The sequence below is a fragment of the Burkholderia cepacia genome (assembly GCF_001039005.1).
Lineage (GTDB): Bacteria > Pseudomonadota > Gammaproteobacteria > Burkholderiales > Burkholderiaceae > Burkholderia > Burkholderia theae.
The window spans coordinates 106,484-118,787 of record NZ_LDWR01000042.1; the positions used below are offsets into that span (position 1 = coordinate 106,484).

A 12,304-nucleotide genomic window follows, 5' to 3' on the forward strand; every position below is an offset into this window, starting at 1 on the left:
CACCAGACAGATCAGACAGCCGCGCGGCCTGGCCCGCGCGCCCGGAGACAACGACGCGACGCCATGGTCGGCGCGCGCTTCGAGACCGAGATGAATCGCGCCCCTTCCACCCAGACGCCGCACCGCATCGCGCTGCTGTTCAACGCCAACAAGGTCTACGACCGCGAGATCATCAGCGGCATCGGCCAGTACCTGCGCTCGACGCGCGTGGTATGGGACCTGTTCCTCGAAGACGACTTCCGCTGCCGGCTCGCCGGCATCGAGCGCTTCGACGGTGACGGCATCATTGCGGACTTCGACGATCCGGCCGTCGCCGACGCGCTCGCCGGCTCGCCGCTGCCGATCGTCGCGGTCGGCTCGTCTTACGAGGATCCCGCGCAGTATCCGGACGACGTGCCGTATATCGCGACCGACAACGCGAAACTCGTGTCGCTCGCGTACACGCACCTGATCGGCGCCGGGCTGCCGCACTTCGCGATGTACAGCCTGCCCGTCGCGCAGGAGAACCGCTGGGCGCAGCAGCGCGAACGCGCTTTCGAGCAGCTCTCGCGCGCGGACGGCGCCGATGCCGCGATCTACCGCGGGCTGTCGACGAGCGCGTCGGGGTGGAACCACGCGATCGAGCAGCTGATCGGCTGGCTGCATGCGCTGCCAAAGCCCGTCGGCATCATTGCGGTGACCGACGCGCGCGCGCGGCACCTGCTGCAGGCGTGCCTGATCGCCGGCCTCGCGGTGCCGGAACAGGTCGCGATCATCGGCATCGACAACGACCCGCTCACACGTACGCTCACGCGCATTCCGCTGTCGTCCGTGATCCAGGGCACCGAGGAAATGGGCCGTACCGCCGCGCACCTGCTGCACCAGATGCTGCGCGGCGCGCGTTTTCCCGACCGGCGGATTCTCGTGCCGCCTGTCGGGATCAACGTGCTCGAATCGACCCGCCACCAGCCGCTCGCGAGTCCGTACGTGATGCACGCACGCCACTTTATTCGCCAGTACGCATGCCAGGGCATCAAGACCGAGCAGGTGGCGGACTACGTCGGCGTGTCGCGCTCGCTGCTCGAAGAGCACTTCCGGCGCGAACTGCAGCGCACCGTGCACCAGGAAATCCTGGGCCACAAACTCGAAGCGGCGCAGGTGCTGCTCGCGGGCCGGCAGGCGTCGAGCGCCGAGGTCGCGATTCGCTGCGGGTTCACGTCGCTCCAATACATGTACGCGGTGTTCCGGCGCGAGCTGGGCTGCACACCGCGCGAATACCAGGAACGCGCGGTCGCCGCGCACTGAAGCTCGCCGTTCACCTCGAATCCGCCCATGCACATCGATACCGATTCCCCCCGCCTTACGCCCGGCGTCGCCCGCGTGTCCTCCGAGCCGTGGGGCACGCTGCCCGACGGCGAACCGGTGCGGCGCTACACGCTGCGCAACACGCACGGGATGCGCGTCGTCGTCAGCGACCTCGGCGCGACCGTCGTGTCGTGGCTCGCGCCCGACCGCACCGGACGCTTCGCCGATATCGTGCTCGCGCACGACACGCCCGCGGAATACCTCGAATCGGGTGTCTACCTCGGCGCGACGATCGGCCGCTGGGCGAACCGGATCGCCGGCGCGCGCTTCACGCTCGACGGGGTCGACTACCTGCTCGATCGCAACGAGAACGGCAACCTGCTGCACGGCGGCACGAGCGGCTTTCACCGCCAGCGCTGGGAAGTCGTCGACGACTGCGGCGGGCTGACGCTGCGGCTCGATTCGCCCGAGGGCGACGCGGGTTTTCCGGGCAACGTGAGCGTGCAGGTTCGCTACGCGCTCGACGACGACGGCACGCTGACGATCGACTACACCGGCATCACCGACGCGCCCACGCCGCTCAACCTGACGAATCACAGCTATTTCAACCTCAGCGGCCGCGCGGGCAGCGACGTGCGCGGCCACGTGCTGAGCATCGACGCCGACGCGTTCCTCGAAGTCGACGATGCGCTGATCCCGACCGGCACCGCCGACGTGACCGGCACGGCCTTTGATTTTCGGCAGAGCGCGCCGCTCGGCGCACGCCTCGACTGGCCGCATGCGCAACTCGCGCGGGCGCGCGGCTTCGATCACTGCTTCGTGCTGCGCGACGGCGCACGCGCGGTCCGGCCTGTCGCCGGCATCTACGATCCGGAAAGCGGCCGCGAGCTGGTCGTATCGACCGATCAGCGCGGCCTGCAACTCTATACGGGCAACTATCTCGACGACGTGCGCGTGAGCGGCGGCACGCGTTGCGCGCGACACGCGGCGTTGTGCGTCGAAGCCGGCGGCTTTCCGGATCAGGTCAACATGGCCGACCTGTGCGACGACGTCATCCTGCAGCCGGGCGCGGTCTATCGACAGACCACGCTGTACCGGGTAGCCGTTCGCGCGTAACGCGCGCGCCGGCCGCCTTCGACAGACATCCGCGGCAAGTACCGGCCGCGCCGCTGCGCCGTCGCTCGTCACGGCGCAGCGCATCGTGCAATCCGCTACACGCGCCGCATCGTCGAGACGAGCGCCGCGTCCTCGCCCGGCTCGGCCGGCCGCACGTGCGCGGTGTCGCGCTTCGGCCGCTGCGGGTCGAGCCCCGTGCCACCGGTACGCCGCCGCGCCGCATGCCGCTCGATCACCCGCTGCAGCACGCAGAACACGCACAGCAGCGCGCCGATCACGATCCGCGTCCACCACGAGCTCAACGTGCCGTCGAACGTGATCAGCACCTGGATCGTGCCGAGGATGCCGACCCCGAACACCGAGCCGATCACGTAACCCACGCCGCCCGTGAGCAGCGTGCCGCCGATCACCGTCGCGGCGATCGCGTCGAGTTCCATCCCCTGCGCCTGCAGCCCGTAGCCCGACAGCACGTACAGCGTGAACACCACGCCGCCGAGCGCCGAACACAGCCCGCTCAGCGCATAGACGCCGATCTTCGTGCGCGCGACCGGCAGCCCCATCAGCAGCGCCGAACGTTCGTTGCCGCCGATCGCGTACACGTTGCGGCCGAAGCGCGTGAAATGCGCGACGTAGATCGCGACGGCCAGCGTCGCGAGCGCGACCAGCGCGCCCGCGCTCAGCGTGCCGCCGCCGACCGGCACGCTGATGCCCGCGATCGCATGAAACGTCGGCTCGTTGATCGTGATCGACTGCGTCGTGATCAGGAAGCACGCGCCGCGCGCGAGAAACATCCCGGCCAGCGTGACGATGAACGGCTGCAGACGGAAATAATGGATCAGCGCGCCCATTGCCGCGCCGTATAGCGCGCCGAATGCCAGCACCAGCGGCACGATCACCCACACGGGCCAGTGCAGCCGCTCGGCGCCGACCGCGCATAATATCGTTGTGAGCGCAACGACTGAGCCGACCGACAGGTCGATGCCGCCCGACACGATCACGAACGTCATCCCGATCGCGACGATCAGCAGGAACGCGTTGTCGACGAACAGCCCGGTCAGCACCTGCATCGAGAAGAATCCCGTGTACATCACGGATCCGAAACCGAACAGTGCGGCGAACAGCACGATCGTCACGACGATCGGCAGCGTGCGCGGATCGGCAAGCCGGCCAAGGAATCGGTTCATCGCGGTGTCGCTCCGGGGGTGGCGCGCGAACGCGCGGAAGGCAGCAGCCGCGACGCTTGCCGGACGACGAGCGCGCGCGCCGCGTCCGACTGGATCAGCGTCACGACGATCACGACGACCGCCTTGACGACCAGCGTCGCCTCCGGCGGCACGCCGATCGAATAGGTCGTGTAGGTCAAGGTCTGGATGATCAGCGCGCCGAGCACCGAGCCGGCCAGACTGAAGCGGCCGCCGAGCAGCGACGTGCCGCCGAGCGTCACCGCGAGGATCGCGTCGAGTTCGAGCAGCAGCCCCGCGTTGTTGCCGTCGGCGCTGCGCACGTTCGAGCTCGCGAGGATGCCGGCGAGCGCCGACATCACGCCGGAACACAGATACACGCCGAACACGACCGCGCCCGAGCGCAGCCCGACGAGCCGCGTCGCGACCGGGTTCACGCCGATCGCGCGGATGAACAGCCCGAGCGCCGTGCGGTTCACCAGCAGCGCGGTCGCGGCGATCGTCGCGACCGCGATCCACACCGAGCACGGCACCGTCGCCAGATACCCGCCGCCGAGCGCGAGGTAGCCGGGCGCGCCGATCGGAATGATCTGGCCGCCCGTCAGCAGTTGCGCGACGCCGCGCCCGGCCACCATCAGGATCAGCGTCGCGATGATCGGCTGCATCCCGACGAACGCGACGAGCAGGCCGTTCCATGCGCCCGCGAGCAACCCGACGCCGAGCGCCGCGGCCAGCGCCACGCCGACCCGCGACGGGTCCGCATCGAGCACGATCGCCGCGGCCGCACCGGCGATCGCAACGATCGCGCCGACCGAGATATCGATCCCGCGCGTCGCGATCACGAGCGTCATGCCGAGCGACACGATCACGAGCGGTGCCGCGCGGTTCAGGATGTCGATCGGCGCGCCGAACAGGTGGCCGTCGAGCAGTGAAATCGCCAGGAAGCCCGGACGATGCGCGACGTCGAGCGCGAACAGCAACGCGAGCGTCAGCACCGGCCACGCGAGCGGATGACGAAACAGCGTGCGCACACGCATCATGACTGGCCTCCCGCGATCAGCCGGTAAACCTGCTCTTCGGACGCGTCGGCGCCGGTCAGCTCGGCGACCTTGCGCCGGTCGCGCAGCACCGCGATCCGGTGGCTCACGCGCACGACCTCGCCGATCTCCGACGAGATGAACAGGATCGCGAGCCCGGTCGCGCACAGCGCGAGCACGCGCTCCATGATGTCGAACTTCGCGGCGACGTCGATGCCGCGGGTCGGCTCGTCGAGAATCAGCAGCTTCGGATCGGTCGCGAGCCAGCGCGCGAGCAGCACCTTCTGCTGGTTGCCGCCCGACAGCAGCCCGATCGGCTGCTCCGCGTCGCGCGCCTTGATGCCGAGCCGCGCGATATACGTGTCGGCGATCTCGCGCTGACGCGCCCGCCCGATCAGCCGCCACCAGCCGCGCCGCGCCTGCAGCGCAAGGATGATGTTCTCGCGGATCGACAGCGCCGCGACGATGCCCTCCTTCTTGCGGTCTTCCGGGCAGTACGCAATCCCGTGCCTAACCGCATCGTGCGGCGACGCGAGCCGCTTGCGCGTGCCGTCGATCTCGATCGCGCCGGTGTCGGTGCGCTCCGCGGCGAACGCGAGCTGCGCGGTTTCGGTGCGCCCCGAGCCGAGCAGCCCGGCCAGCCCGACGATCTCGCCGGGCCGCACGTCGAGATCGAGCGGACTCATCATCCCGCGCCGGCCGACCTGCTGCAGCGACAGGAACGGCGCGGCCGTGCCGGCGGTCCGCTCGACCGCGGCGGCGCCCGCCTGCAGCGTGTCCGACATCCGTTCGCGGCCCGTCATCTTCGCGACCAGCGCATCGACCGACAGGTCGCGCGCCAGATATTCGCCTTCGCGCTCGCCATTGCGCATCACGGTGATCCGGTCGGACACCGCGTAGGTCTGCTCGAGGAAATGCGTGACGAACAGGATCGCGATGCCCGACGCCTTCAGCCGGCGCAGCACGTCGAACAACCGCGCGACCTCGCCGTCGTCGAGGCTCGACGTCGGTTCGTCGAGAATCAGCACGCGCGCATCGACCGACACCGCGCGCGCAATCGCGACCATCTGCTGCACCGCGATCGGATATGCGTCGAGCGAGCGCGTGACGTCGAGCGACAGGTCGAGTTCGGCCAGCGCGGCGCGCGCCCGTGCATGGATCGCGTTCCAGTCGATCGCGCCGCGCCGCATCGGCTGTCGGCCCGCGAAGATGTTCTCCGCGACCGACAGGTTCGCGCACAGGTTCACTTCCTGATAAAGCGTCTGGATCCCGGCCGCCTCGGCCTCGCGCGGCGCGGCGAAGCGCACGGCCTCGCCGCCGACGCGAATCTCGCCCGCATCGTGCGCATGCACGCCGGTGAGCACGTTGATCAGCGTCGACTTGCCCGCGCCGTTCTGGCCCATCAGCGCGTGGATCTCGCCCGGAAACAGCCGGAAGCTCACGCGCTGCAGCGCGCTGACGCCCGGAAACGACTTGTCGATGTCGATCATCTCGACCACCGGCGAATTCGTCATCAACCCTCCATCGAAGCGGTTGCCGGCGGCGGCAACGACGCCGCCGCCCATGCGGGCCAGGTCAGTATTTGCGGGTCGGCATCACCTGCGCCGCGACGTTCATCGGGAACACGGTCTCGTTCGTCACGATGCGCTTGGGCAGCTGCTTGCCGGCGACGACGTCCTTCACCGCGCTCATCAGTTGCGGGCCGAGCAGCGGGCTGCATTCGACGTCGACGTTGATCTTGCCGGCGACCATCGCCTGGAAGCCGCCCTTGGTCGCGTCGAACGACACGACGCTCACGTCCTTGCCGGGCTTGATGCCGGCCTCTTCCATCGCCTGGATCGCGCCGAGCGCCATGTCGTCATTGTGCGCATAGACGACGTTGATCTGCTTGCCGTAGGTCTTCGCGAACGCTTCCATCACCTGCTTGCCGCCGGCGAGCGTGAAGTCGCCGCTCTGCGACGCAATCACCTTGAATTTCGGATTGTTCTTGATCACTTCGAGCAGGCCCGCGCGGCGATCGTTGGCCGGCGCCGAGCCGACCGTGCCCTGCAGCTCGACGATGTTGATCGGGCCCGCGTCGTTCTTGTAGTGCTCTTCCATCCAGTGGCCGGCGCGCCGCCCTTCCTCGAGGAAGTCCGAGCCGATCATCGTCACGTACAGCGACGGATCCTTCACGTCGACGCCGCGGTCGGTCAGGATCACCGGGATATGCGCGGCCTTCGCCTCGGTCAGCACCGGCTCCCAGCCCGATTCGACGACCGGCGAGAACGCGATCACGTCGACCTTCTGCGCGATGAACGAGCGGATCGCGCGGATCTGGTTCTCCTGCTTCTGCTGCGCGTCCGAGAATTTCAGGTTGATGCCGGCGTCCTTCGCCGCGCCCTTCACCGACACGGTGTTCGCGGTGCGCCACGCGCTCTCCGCGCCCACCTGCGAGAACCCGAGCGTGATCGGCTTTTGCTGGGCGAACGCGCTCGGCGCCAGTACCGTCGCCGCGGCGACGATCGCACCGGCCGCCAGCTTCCTGATGAATGTCATGGTCCGTCTCCGATGATGTCGTTGTATGCCGCGGCGCTGTTCTGGTTCTGCTTGGCGCGGACGCGGTTCGGGGCGGCGCTGGCCGGTGCGTCCGGCCGGCCCGGTCTGCATGCCCCGCATCAGTCTAGGAACAAGTCCGATAACCTTCCAATGAAATCTTGGATGGGAGCGATATCCGAACCGGCATACGTATAAACACTAATGCGCGGGGAAGGCCGGCGTGGCGGCAGTGCCGGGCCCGCCGCGTCACGATTCCGTGAGCGGAATGACGGCAGGCGGCGGCAGAAAGGGAGATTGGGGTCTGCTTCAGATTCAGAGGGAGGCTGTGGACAGCACGATCATCGGCATGCCCACGCAGAGCACGACGAGGGCAAGCCAGCGCTTGCGTTCGTCGATGTCCTGCGTCGCCATGAAACGGCGCTTATCGAATCAGCGCAACACGCCCTTGGCGCGCAGCTCATGGCCGATGCGCACGATTTCACGCTCGCCCTCCACCAGCGCGGCCGCGCTCGTGTGCACCGAGTAGTTGCCCAGATGGAGATCGTGCGGATGCGGGATGGCCGTACCCACCACGAAGCGCACGTCGGTCACCGCGTCGAATTCGATCGCGGCGTCGGACGGGTCGAACACCGCCAGCTCGCCCTGCCCGACCGGGTCCGGCGCAAGCAGGCTGCCGTCCATCACCGCCGTCCAGCCGACCCGCGCGCCCTGCTGCGGCTGGCAGGTCCAGCGCTCACCGGCCTTGAGGGTCACGACGAAGTAGTTGATGCCCGGCGGCGCGTCGATCGGGCTGACCGCGTCGCCGCTGCGGCCGAGCAGCACGCGCGCCGGGCCGTCCGACGGGATGTCGTCGATCGACAAATGCTGGCTGAACGCCGGCGCCAGTTCGCGCCCGGGCGGCAGCGCGACCCACAACTGGAACGCCTTGACCGGCGGCACGACGGTGCCCGTATGCCAGACGCCGCGCCCCGCGCTCATCCATTCGATGTCGCCCGCCTCCATCGTGCCTGCGTGGCCGGTGGATTCGGCGTAGGTGCCGCGTCCGTCGATCGCGAGCGTCAGCGTCGCGATCCCCGAATGCGGATGCCAGCCGAAGGCCGGCTGACCCAACGGCGCCTGCGTATCGATCAGGTCGAGAAAGACGAACGGCTTGATCATCTCGCCGACATCGGACGGGCTCGCCATCCGGACGACCGGCCCGTGCGCGTGGCCGCGCGTGCGGAACACGACGTGACGCTCGGCGACGGCGACTGCGGGTTGCGTGGCATTCGACATGGTGGTTCTCCAGTAGCTTGTATTCGACGCGTTGCGTCAGGCCGCGAGCGCAGCCGCCGCTTCCTTCGCCGATGCGATGGCACCGCCGCGCATGTCCTCCCCCATCGCCACGCCTTCGGCGCGAATGAACGTGATGTCCGTGATGCCCAGAAAGCCGAAAGTCGCCTTCAGATAGGTTTCCTGATAATCGAGGACAGCCGCCGCCGAGCCTTCGCTGTACACGCCGCCGCGTGACGACACAACGACCACCTTCTTGCCGCCGCACAGTCCGACCGGCCCGTTCTCGCCATAGCCGAACGTCTTGCCGACGACGGCGATGCGGTCGATCCACGCCTTCAGCTGCGACGGGACGCTGAAGTTGTACATCGGCGCGCCGACGACCACGATGTCGGCCGCGATAAATTCGTCGAGCGCGCGCTGGCCGATCTCGACATCCGCCTTCAGCGCGTCGTCGACCGGCGCGCCTTGCGCGGCGGCCAGATGTTCCGCCGTCAGATGGTCGATCGGCGTCGCGGCGAGATCGAGACGTGTCACCGTGAGGCCCGGGTCGCGGGCACGGAAGGTCGCAACGGCCTGAGCCGACAGCTCGCGGCTGACGGAGACTTGCCCGAGGATGCTGGAATCGATATGCAGCAGTTTCATGAGGGTGCTCCGAAAGGAATTACTGCTTGAGGGCTTCGGCCGTGATGAGCAGGCGCGTCTTCATGCTGAAGCCGTACGCCTTGCCGAAATCGACACCGAACTCGCTGCGATCGAACTCGCCCACCGCGTCGACACCGCACACCTCGCGCTTGAGCATCGGATGCGGCATGCACTTGAACGAATCGATCTTCAGCGTCAGCGGCCGCGTCACGCCATGCATCGTGAGATTGCCGACGACCGTTGCCGGCCTGTCGCCGTCGAACGTGATCGCACCCTTGTAGATCGCCTCCGGAAACTTCGACGCGTCAAAGTACTGGTTCGATTGCAGCTCCTGATCGAGCTTCGTGCTGCCCGTATGAACCGACACAATCGCCGTCTTCACTTCGACGGTGCCGGTTTTGGCTGCGCGGTCGAGCGTCACGATGCCGCCCGACTTGTCGAACTTGCCGCGCCAGACCGACAGGCCGCCGAGGTGGTCGGCCTCGAAACTCGGGTACGTATGCTCCGGATCGAGCCGGTACGTCGACGCGGCCGCGAATGCGGAAAACGACAGCGACGCGGCGAGTGCGCCCGCCGCGATCGTCAGGTGCTTGTTCAATTCAATCTCCTTGGGGAAGTCAGATGCGTTTCTGTAGCGTGATGCAAGTATGGAGACCCGGCCTGCTTTACACTAGACGGATAAATAGGATTTGATTAATCCATTTTTGGAGGAATCCGATGCTCGATCTGAATGATCTCGCGCTGTTCGTCCAGGTCGTCCGCGCCGGCAGCTTCTCGGAGGCCGCGCGGCGCCTGCGCATGCCGGCCAATACGCTGAGCCGCCGCATCGATCAGCTCGAAGGGCAACTCGGCACGCGTCTGCTGCATCGCTCGACCCGCAAGCTCGCGCCGAGCACGGAGGGCCAGGCGCTGTTCGAGCGCTATGCGCCCGCACTCGACCGGATCTTCGAGATCGAGCGGCTGCATGCGGACGGGCAGGCGCCGTCCGGCACCGTCCGCGTGACGGCAATGGCCGGCCTGTTCGAATTTTTCCCGCTGGAATGGCTCGCCGAGTTCTATGCGCGTTATCCGCAGATCAGCATCGACTTCCTGCTCGACGACACGCCGACCGACCTGATCGGCGAGCGCATCGACCTGGCCCTGCGGATAGGCATCGAGACCGGCGGCAGCTTCCGCGTGCGCCGGATCGCGCCGGACACGATGATCCTCGCGGCGAGCCCCGCGTATCTGGAACGGCGCGCCGCGCCGCGTACGCCGCGCGAGCTGGCCGGCCACGACTGCCTGACGGTGTCCAATCGCCAGGGCCGCAGCATGTGGCGCCTGCAGGGGCCGCGCGGCACCCAGGAAATAGCAATCGATGGCCGCTTCTCGGTCAACGACATGCGCGTGGTGGCACAGGCGTGCATCGCCGGGCTCGGGATCGCGCTGCTGCCGCAGTTGCTCGCCGAGCCGGCGATCGAGCAGGGAAAACTGGTGCGCGTGCTGCCGTCCTACCGGCGCTCGAGCCCCGACCTCGGGCTGCAGCTCGTCTATACGAGCCGGCCGCCGTTGCCGCCCGCGGTTGCGGTATTCGCCGAATTTCTGCTGGAAAAACTGGGCGACGTGCTGCCCGGGCAGCCGCCGCGCAACGCCGATCGATAACGTTTCCTTGTCGCGGTAAACGGAATTTCTTGTTGGACGCGGAATTTCGGCGATCGAACACTGCGGGGCATCGCGTCGGGGTCCGACGGACGCCATACAAGGGCCCGGTGCCCCATCGCAGGAGACAGCCATGCCGGCAGCAGGAAGTTCCATCAATGTCCGTGAGTTCATCGACGCGCGCGCGGTCAGCCCGTTTCAGTGGCTGGTCGGGTTTCTCACGTTCGTCGTGATCTCGCTGGACGGCTGGGATACCGTCATCATCGGCTTCGTCGTCCCCGAACTGATCAAGGAATGGGGCGTCACCAAGAACGCGCTGGCGCCGGTACTGAGCGCCGCGCTGTTCGGCCTCGCGGCCGGTGCGCTGCTCGGCGGGCCGATTGCCGACCGGTTCGGGCGCAAGCGCGTGCTGGTCGCCAGCGTGCTGATCATCGGCCTCGGGACGCTGGCCACCGCGCACGCCACGTCACTCGCGACGATGCTGCCGATCCGGTTCGTCACCGGGCTCGGCCTCGGCGCCGTGATGCCGAACGTCGTGACGCTGTGGTCCGAGTACGTGCCGGAACGCCGGCGCTCGTTCCTCGTGACGATCGTGTACAGCGGCTTCACGGTGGGCGCCGCACTGTGCGGCTTCATCGCGGCCTGGATCATTCCTAGCTACGGGTGGCGCACGATGCTCACGGTCGGTGGCGCGCTGGCCGTGGTGTGCGTGCCGCTTCTGATGCTCTGGCTGCCGGAATCGGTGGCATTCCTGACGGTTCAGAACAAGCGTCCCGAACTGATCGCGAAGATTCTGTCCGCGATCGGCCGTACGCGCGTGCCGGCCGATACGTCGTTCTTCCTGCCGGCCCAGCCCAGGGTGAAAGGCGGCGCGATCGGCACCATCCTGTCGAAGCGCTACGTCGCCGGCACGGTCCTCATCTGGCTGTGTTATTTCGTCGGGCTGTTCGTCACCTACCTGCTCTACAACTGGCTGCCGACGATGGCGAAAGAGGCCGGCTACACGAGTGCCCAGGGCGCGATCATGGTCGGTTTCCTGAACTGGGGCGGCACGCTGGGCTCGATCGCGATCGGCTGGCTGATGGATCGCTTCGATCGATACCGGACGATCGCGCTGAGCTTTTGCCTGGCGGCCGTGTCGCTCTGGGCAGTCCATGGGATGCAGTCAACGTTCGGCGCGTTGCAGGTGCTCGCATTCGCGTGGGGATGGTTCATTCCCGGCACCAATACCGGGATGAATGCGTTGACCGCGCGCTTCTACCCGACCGTCGCGCGCTCCACCGGCTTGAGCTGGATGCATGCGTTCGGGCGGCTGGGCGCCATCGGCAGCGCGTTTGCCGGCGCAGCCATCCTGAGCGCGGGATTGGGGCTCGGCCAGATTCTCCCGATGATGGCGGTTGCGCCGCTGACGGGTGCGGTGGCCGTGCTCGTCATCGCGGGGCTCGTGAAGCGGTGGGCGCTTGCGGACGAATCGGTCGCAGTGGCGGTGTCTGCGGTGACCGAGGTTTCGCCGAATACCTGACGTACGTTGAACCCGGGACAATCGCGCGGCGGCATGCATGCCGCGCGTGCGTCCGTCAGTCCACGCCGAAA

At 67.7% G+C, this 12,304-nt stretch carries 11 protein-coding genes; 4 read left to right on the plus strand and 7 right to left on the minus strand.

Annotated elements, in window-relative coordinates:
* The first annotated feature begins 90 nt into the window (after positions 1 to 90).
* Together VL15_RS24125 and VL15_RS24130 are read left to right on the plus strand one after the other, a co-directional pair.
* Entirely contained in the window at positions 91 to 1,284 is a 1,194-nt protein-coding gene (locus VL15_RS24125) for a XylR family transcriptional regulator (protein WP_048249075.1), read from the plus strand.
* A 27-nt stretch (positions 1,285 to 1,311) separates the two neighbouring features.
* The gene (locus tag VL15_RS24130) at positions 1,312 to 2,400 is read left to right on the plus strand and encodes an aldose epimerase family protein (protein WP_048249005.1); all 1,089 of its coding nucleotides are present in this window, start codon (positions 1,312 to 1,314) and stop codon (positions 2,398 to 2,400) included.
* Between the two features lie 95 nt (positions 2,401 to 2,495).
* Here VL15_RS24130 and yjfF read toward each other — a convergent pair whose 3' ends face one another.
* From yjfF to VL15_RS24165, 7 genes are all read right to left on the minus strand, one after another.
* Positions 2,496 to 3,584, minus strand: coding sequence for a galactofuranose ABC transporter, permease protein YjfF (gene yjfF / locus VL15_RS24135; RefSeq protein ID WP_048249006.1), 1,089 nt, complete (start codon positions 3,582 to 3,584; stop codon positions 2,496 to 2,498).
* Positions 3,581 to 4,621: an ABC transporter permease gene (locus tag VL15_RS24140; protein ID WP_048249007.1), complete on the minus strand. Its 1,041-nt coding sequence runs from the start codon at positions 4,619 to 4,621 to the stop codon at positions 3,581 to 3,583. The genes yjfF and VL15_RS24140 overlap by 4 nt, the downstream gene beginning before the upstream one ends.
* Complete coding sequence (locus tag VL15_RS24145; protein WP_048249076.1) at positions 4,618 to 6,132, minus strand: sugar ABC transporter ATP-binding protein; 1,515 nt, start codon at positions 6,130 to 6,132, stop codon at positions 4,618 to 4,620. The genes VL15_RS24140 and VL15_RS24145 overlap by 4 nt, the downstream gene beginning before the upstream one ends.
* A gap of 61 nt (positions 6,133 to 6,193) precedes the next feature.
* Positions 6,194 to 7,156, minus strand: a complete 963-nt coding sequence (locus tag VL15_RS24150; RefSeq protein ID WP_048249008.1) for an ABC transporter substrate-binding protein — start codon at positions 7,154 to 7,156, stop codon at positions 6,194 to 6,196.
* Positions 7,157 to 7,585: 429 nt separating this feature from the next.
* Complete coding sequence (locus tag VL15_RS24155) at positions 7,586 to 8,431, minus strand: pirin family protein (RefSeq protein ID WP_048249009.1); 846 nt, start codon at positions 8,429 to 8,431, stop codon at positions 7,586 to 7,588.
* Positions 8,432 to 8,467: 36 nt separating this feature from the next.
* Complete coding sequence (locus VL15_RS24160) at positions 8,468 to 9,073, minus strand: FMN-dependent NADH-azoreductase (RefSeq protein ID WP_048249010.1); 606 nt, start codon at positions 9,071 to 9,073, stop codon at positions 8,468 to 8,470.
* Positions 9,074 to 9,092: 19 nt separating this feature from the next.
* Positions 9,093 to 9,671 (minus strand): YceI family protein, encoded by a 579-nt coding sequence (locus tag VL15_RS24165; protein WP_048249011.1) that lies wholly within the window; start codon positions 9,669 to 9,671, stop codon positions 9,093 to 9,095.
* Positions 9,672 to 9,790: 119 nt separating this feature from the next.
* On the opposite strand from VL15_RS24165, the gene VL15_RS24170 reads away from it, so the two are divergent.
* Both VL15_RS24170 and VL15_RS24175 read left to right on the plus strand, forming a co-directional pair.
* Complete coding sequence (locus VL15_RS24170) at positions 9,791 to 10,714, plus strand: LysR family transcriptional regulator (RefSeq protein WP_048249012.1); 924 nt, start codon at positions 9,791 to 9,793, stop codon at positions 10,712 to 10,714.
* 130 nt (positions 10,715 to 10,844) lie between these two features.
* Positions 10,845 to 12,233, plus strand: coding sequence for an MFS transporter (locus tag VL15_RS24175; protein ID WP_048249013.1), 1,389 nt, complete (start codon positions 10,845 to 10,847; stop codon positions 12,231 to 12,233).
* The last annotated feature ends 71 nt before the right edge of the window (positions 12,234 to 12,304 follow it).

What these genes read in the sequence shown, in the direction of transcription:
- VL15_RS24175 (WP_048249013.1), top strand. Translation starts at nt 10,845, where the DNA reads ATGCCGGCAGCAGGAAGTTCCATCAATGTCCGTGAGTTCATCGACGCG.
- VL15_RS24150 (WP_048249008.1), bottom strand. Translation starts at nt 7,156, where the DNA reads ATGACATTCATCAGGAAGCTGGCGGCCGGTGCGATCGTCGCCGCGGCG.
- VL15_RS24130 (WP_048249005.1), top strand. Translation starts at nt 1,312, where the DNA reads ATGCACATCGATACCGATTCCCCCCGCCTTACGCCCGGCGTCGCCCGC.
- yjfF (WP_048249006.1), bottom strand. Translation starts at nt 3,584, where the DNA reads ATGAACCGATTCCTTGGCCGGCTTGCCGATCCGCGCACGCTGCCGATC.
- VL15_RS24145 (WP_048249076.1), bottom strand. Translation starts at nt 6,132, where the DNA reads ATGACGAATTCGCCGGTGGTCGAGATGATCGACATCGACAAGTCGTTT.
- VL15_RS24160 (WP_048249010.1), bottom strand. Translation starts at nt 9,073, where the DNA reads ATGAAACTGCTGCATATCGATTCCAGCATCCTCGGGCAAGTCTCCGTC.
- VL15_RS24140 (WP_048249007.1), bottom strand. Translation starts at nt 4,621, where the DNA reads ATGATGCGTGTGCGCACGCTGTTTCGTCATCCGCTCGCGTGGCCGGTG.
- VL15_RS24155 (WP_048249009.1), bottom strand. Translation starts at nt 8,431, where the DNA reads ATGTCGAATGCCACGCAACCCGCAGTCGCCGTCGCCGAGCGTCACGTC.
- VL15_RS24125 (WP_048249075.1), top strand. Translation starts at nt 91, where the DNA reads ATGAATCGCGCCCCTTCCACCCAGACGCCGCACCGCATCGCGCTGCTG.
- VL15_RS24170 (WP_048249012.1), top strand. Translation starts at nt 9,791, where the DNA reads ATGCTCGATCTGAATGATCTCGCGCTGTTCGTCCAGGTCGTCCGCGCC.